Source organism: Mesorhizobium sp. M5C.F.Ca.IN.020.32.2.1, from assembly GCF_004023105.1.
GTDB classification, from domain to species: Bacteria; Pseudomonadota; Alphaproteobacteria; order Rhizobiales; family Rhizobiaceae; genus Mesorhizobium; species Mesorhizobium wenxiniae.
In genome coordinates, this window is the sequence record NZ_RZSX01000520.1 from 1 (window position 1) to 4,586 (window position 4,586).

At 63.5% G+C, this 4,586-nt stretch carries 5 protein-coding genes and 1 pseudogene; 1 reads left to right on the forward strand and 5 read right to left on the reverse strand.

What is annotated here, in order from left to right; all coding sequences use genetic code 11:
* Together EOA86_RS23225 and EOA86_RS23230 are read right to left on the reverse strand one after the other, a co-directional pair.
* Positions 1–248, reverse strand: a pseudogene (locus tag EOA86_RS23225) (1-acyl-sn-glycerol-3-phosphate acyltransferase); the annotation flags it as partial.
* Between the two features lie 99 nt (positions 249–347).
* Positions 348–1,259 (reverse strand): LysR family transcriptional regulator, encoded by a 912-nt coding sequence (locus EOA86_RS23230; RefSeq protein ID WP_128343791.1) that lies wholly within the window; start codon positions 1,257–1,259, stop codon positions 348–350.
* A gap of 114 nt (positions 1,260–1,373) precedes the next feature.
* On the opposite strand from EOA86_RS23230, the gene EOA86_RS23235 reads away from it, so the two are divergent.
* A complete protein-coding gene (locus EOA86_RS23235; protein WP_095517808.1) occupies positions 1,374–2,006 on the forward strand; it encodes a pyridoxamine 5'-phosphate oxidase family protein in 633 nt (210 codons plus the stop codon).
* A 6-nt stretch (positions 2,007–2,012) separates the two neighbouring features.
* Here EOA86_RS23235 and EOA86_RS23240 read toward each other — a convergent pair whose 3' ends face one another.
* From EOA86_RS23240 to ftsE, 3 genes are all read right to left on the reverse strand, one after another.
* Positions 2,013–2,732 carry a YdcF family protein gene (locus EOA86_RS23240; protein ID WP_128343792.1) on the reverse strand — a complete coding sequence of 240 codons (720 nt, stop codon included), beginning with the start codon at positions 2,730–2,732 and terminating at the stop codon, positions 2,013–2,015.
* An 81-nt stretch (positions 2,733–2,813) separates the two neighbouring features.
* On the reverse strand, positions 2,814–3,803 hold the full coding sequence (locus EOA86_RS23245; RefSeq protein ID WP_128343794.1) for an ABC transporter permease: 990 nt from the start codon (positions 3,801–3,803) through the stop codon (positions 2,814–2,816).
* The gene (gene ftsE / locus EOA86_RS23250) at positions 3,796–4,455 is read right to left on the reverse strand and encodes a cell division ATP-binding protein FtsE (RefSeq protein WP_010911739.1); all 660 of its coding nucleotides are present in this window, start codon (positions 4,453–4,455) and stop codon (positions 3,796–3,798) included. The genes EOA86_RS23245 and ftsE overlap by 8 nt, the downstream gene beginning before the upstream one ends.
* Positions 4,456–4,586: the final 131 nt, after the last annotated feature.

A 4,586-nucleotide genomic window follows, 5' to 3' on the forward strand; every position in this document is an offset into this window, starting at 1 on the left:
TCCCAGAAGGATTGATGCTTGGGCGCCAGGATGAAGGAGCCTTCGGGCAGGTTTTCCTGGCCGGTGATCTCGCTTTTGGTGCCGGCGATCTTGTCGTAAAGCCACATGCTTGTGCGCGACCAGAATTTCGGCACGAACCAGGCGCGGTGGCGCGGTGACAGGAAATAGTACGGGGTCCAGAGGATCATCTGGACGATCAGATTGACATAGAAGACGAAGTTGAACGCCAGCGAGCGGATAAGGAGCATGGGGGAAGTGCCCGGTGAGGAGGTGTGCGTTGGTTACACCAAGCGCGGGCAAAAAGGAAACGATGCGAAATCGATCCGACTTGACCCGCTATCCGTTCGTCAGGCCTGCCAGGTCGCTTGCATCAGCCGCTTCTTCAGGCGAGGGGCGGCGAAATCGACGAACGCACGCAGTTTCACCGGCAGCAGACCCTGGCCGGCATGCACGAGACTGACCGGCCATGGCTGCGGCTCGAATGCCTCCAGCACGGTGCAGAGTGTGCCCGCCCGCACCGCAGCTGTGATCTGGTAGGAAAGCACCCTCGTCAACCCGACGCCGGCAATCGCGGCGTCGACCGCCGCTTCCGCGGTGTTGACCCGAAGCCGTGAGCGGATCGGAACGGCGAGCTCGGTCTTGCCGGTGGCAAAAGTCCATGCGGCGGGAGCGGTGAGCCCCTCGAAGGTGATGCAGTTATGTGCCGCGAGGTCTCTCGGGGTCTCCGGCATACCGTGCTCGGCCAGATAGGCCGGGCTCGCGCAAACAACGCGCCGGATCGAGCCGATACGGGTGGCCACCAGGCTCGAGTCGGGAAGCTCGCCGACGCGGACGGCGAGATCGATGTGCTCCTCGGTCAACTGGGTTATCCGGTCCGCGAGCATCAGGCGGATAGCCACGTCGGGGTAGGCGGCGAGGAAGCCGGTGACGACCGGCAGCACATGCAGGCGGCCAAAGACGATCGGTGCGGTGATGATCAGTTCGCCCGTCGGGGCGCTGTATTCGCCGGCGGCGGCCCGCTCGGCCTCGCCGACCTCGTCGAGAATGCGACGGCAGGCCGCCAGGTAGGCGTGACCCGCGTCGGTCAGCGTCAGCTGCCGCGTCGAGCGGTTCAGGAGACGCGTCTTCAGATGCCGCTCCAGGTCGGAGACCTTGCGGCTGACCGTTGCAAGTGGGATGCCGAAACGGCGTCCGGCGGCCGAAAGGCTGCCGGCCTCCACCGCGGCGACGAAAAGCGACATGGCCTCGAGGCGATCCATGGTTCTCCCGAAAAATGGAAGGATTGGTTGCATCTATGCCATCTGCATCCGGAGGATGGAAGGCCTTATTTTTTGCTGACTACGGCTCGCAGCTCTGCCTGCAAAGGAGGTTCCATGAATGCTCACGCCTTCACCAGCGATGTTGCCTTTACGCCGACCGTCAAGGCGATCCAGGCCCGCAAAGGCTCACGCGTGGCCTATGCCCGCGTCGAGGAGCGCGGCGGCTGGCAAGCTGATATCACGGCCGATCTCGCCGCCTTCATCGAGGCGCAGACCAGCGTCTTTCTGTCAACGGCCAATGGTGACGGCCAGCCCTACATCCAGCATCGCGGCGGGCCGGCCGGCTTCCTCAAGGTGCTCGACGAGCGGACGATCGGCTTCACGGATTTCTCCGGCAACAGGCAATTCATCACCCAGGGCAATCTGGACGACAACCCCCGCGCATTCCTGTTCCTGATCGACTATGCGCACCGACAGCGCATCAAGATCTGGGGCAGCGCGCGTGTCGTCGAGGACGACGCAGAACTGATGGCGAAGCTGATGCCGGAAGGCTACAAGGCCCGCCCCGAACAAATCATCCTGTTCACGGTTTCGGCTTGGGACTCCAATTGCCCGCAGCATATTCCGCAACGGTTCGAAGCTGCCGACGTCGCGGCGGCGCTGGCCGAGCGGGACAAGCGTATCGAACGTCTCGAACAGGAGATCGCGCGCCTGCGCAGCGCCTCATGCGCCACGGTCAAGGAATGATATAGGTCAGTTCGGCGCAGCAGCCTCGGCCAGCGCGATGCCGGTTGGCGTTGGTTTCACCGGCACGATGCCGCGCGCCAGCGCCAGCAGATATTTGTTATATTCGGTGAACAGCACGCGCAGCGCCCTGGGCTTGGTCAGCCAGCCGCCATTGCCAAGGTTGCTGTTGACAACCGGATAGGGCTCGAGCTTGGCCTTGTGGAGCAGCCGGCCCATTTCCAGCAGGCTGCGCGGCATGTGATAGTTGTTGGTGACGAGGATCACGGTGCCATAGGCGTGATCTTCCACCCACTTGGCACTTTCCTCGGCATTTCCGATCGTGTCGAGCGCGGCGCGGTCGATATCGACGCAGCAGGAAAACAATTTCTTGTCGCCGCGGGTCGCGACCTGAAGCTGGTTGCGGCTGGCGGAAGGATGCACGCCGCTGATCAGCAGCCGCTCGCCCTTGCCGGACGCCAGCAGACCCATAGCGGCGTCGAGACGCGAATGGCCGCCGGTCAGCACGATGATGGCATCGGCTTTTGCCGGATTGATAGGCGTCGCGAGACGGCTGACAGTGTTGGCGAACCAGCCGAAGCCGCCGGCAAACAGCGTTGCCAGCACGAGCAGAAAGAAAGCGGAGATGCGCAATGCGCCCGCCAATCGGCCGGGCGTGACGCGCTCGCTGGATGGCGCAATCACCAAGGGTAACTGTCCAGCCGTTCCGGTCGACTCGCGCGCGTCCATCGTCTCTATCGTTAACCCCGAAATGCGGCGTTTAGTAGGTGGAAGAGCACACATTACGTTACGCTAATTCTCTATTCGTGATCACCCCGCGTCCGGCTGGCGGACATCGATGTCGCTGAGATAGGTGACGACGGTGACATGGGAGGTTGCCGCAGTCAGCGCACCGATGACCAGCACCATGAGGACGACCCCGAGATAGCCCTCCGAACCGATAGCGAAATTACCGAACAAGGCGGTCGCCTGATCGGCCTCCGGCGTTGCCATGTTGCGCGACGACCACCATGAGAAGACGATGAAGACGAGCACCGCCGCCGCACCCCCGGCGGCTGCGCCCTTCATGCCGGTGACCAGGAAGTGGTGGCGGAATTCGCGCGCGATGAAGCGCGCTTCGGCGCCGACGAAATGCAGCACTTCGATGATGTGGCCGTTGCCGGCCATGGCGCCGCGCGTTGCGAACACCACGGTCAGCACGGTTGCCGACAGCATCAGCGCCAGCACGGCAATGCCGATTGTCACCGTGGTACGGGCCATGGCCACCAGCCGGTCGACCCAGGTGCGATGGTCGTCAAGTGCTGCACTGGGCAGCTTCGGCGTGATCGCGGCGCGCATTGCGGCGAAGTCGGGCGGGTTGTTCTCGTCTATGGTGACGATGATCAGACGCGGCACCGGGAGCTCGTCGATGTTGAGACCCGAACCCAGCCACGGCTCCAGTAGCCGCGCCGTGGCATCGCGGTCGACGATCCTGGCGCTCTTCACGCCAGGAAATTCACCGGCGATCTGCGAGGCCTGGGCAAGTGCTGCCTCCATGTCGAGGCCATCTACCGGCTTGATCTGGATGGTCGCCTCGCGTGATATCTGGTTCTCCCAGACCGAGGCGGTGTCGCGCACCAGCGTCACCGCGCCGAAGGTCAGGCAGGAGAGGAAAGTCATGATGGCAATGACCAAGACCAGTGCCCGGCCGGCGATGTTCTGCGCCGGCACGATCGGCGCCATCTTGCGCTGAGCGCGCTGCGTCGTCGCAGCCTTACCGGCGTGCTGGTCTTCGGCATGGTGAACGGAAAGGTCAGTCATAGATATCCAGCCTTCCGCCGGCCAGGATCATGCGCCGTGCGTCGACCTGTTCCATCAGGCCGAGGTCGTGCGTTGCAATCACCACCGCAGTGCCCAGCCGGTTGAGTTCGATGAACAGCCGCAACAGGCGTCGCGCCAGCGGCGGATCGACATTGCCGGTCGGCTCGTCGGCAAGCAGGATCTCGGGCTGCTCGATCAGCGCCCTGGCAATTGCGGCGCGCTGCTTCTCCCCACCCGACAGCACCGGCGGCAGCACATGCATGCGCTCGCCAAGGCCGACCCATTTCAGCAATTCGGTCACGTCGGTGCGGTAGCTCGCCTCCTCTCGCCCGCGCACGCGCAGCGGCAAGGCCACATTCTCATAGGTCGTCATGTGGTCGAGCAGGCGAAAGTCCTGGAACACCACGCCGATGCGCCGCCGCAGATGCGGCAGCTCGGTGCGCGAGATGCGCGAGCGGTCCTTGCCAAAGATGGTGATCAGCCCGCGCGTCGGCTTGAGTGACATGAACAAAAGCCGCAGCAGCGTCGTCTTGCCGGCGCCCGAAGGGCCGCTCAGGAACTGGAAGGAGCGCTCCGGTATATGCAGGGAAATGTCGCGGAGGATTTCCGGACCCATGCCATAGCGGAGGCCGACATTTTCGAAGCGGATCACGTTCGACGACCTGAAACTTGCGGCGGCGACGAGCCAGCCTTCTCTGAGAAGAGACCATCGGCCGGCATGGTTAACCCGCGGTTAATTCGGAGGTTTTTTAGGCGCGTCACAAGGGTTCCGGTGGGGAAGCG

Coding starts and splice junctions, on each gene's coding strand:
- EOA86_RS23230 (WP_128343791.1), bottom strand. CDS start 1,259: ATGGATCGCCTCGAGGCCATGTCGCTTTTCGTCGCCGCGGTGGAGGCC.
- EOA86_RS23240 (WP_128343792.1), bottom strand. CDS start 2,732: ATGGACGCGCGCGAGTCGACCGGAACGGCTGGACAGTTACCCTTGGTG.
- EOA86_RS23245 (WP_128343794.1), bottom strand. CDS start 3,803: ATGACTGACCTTTCCGTTCACCATGCCGAAGACCAGCACGCCGGTAAG.
- EOA86_RS23235 (WP_095517808.1), top strand. CDS start 1,374: ATGAATGCTCACGCCTTCACCAGCGATGTTGCCTTTACGCCGACCGTC.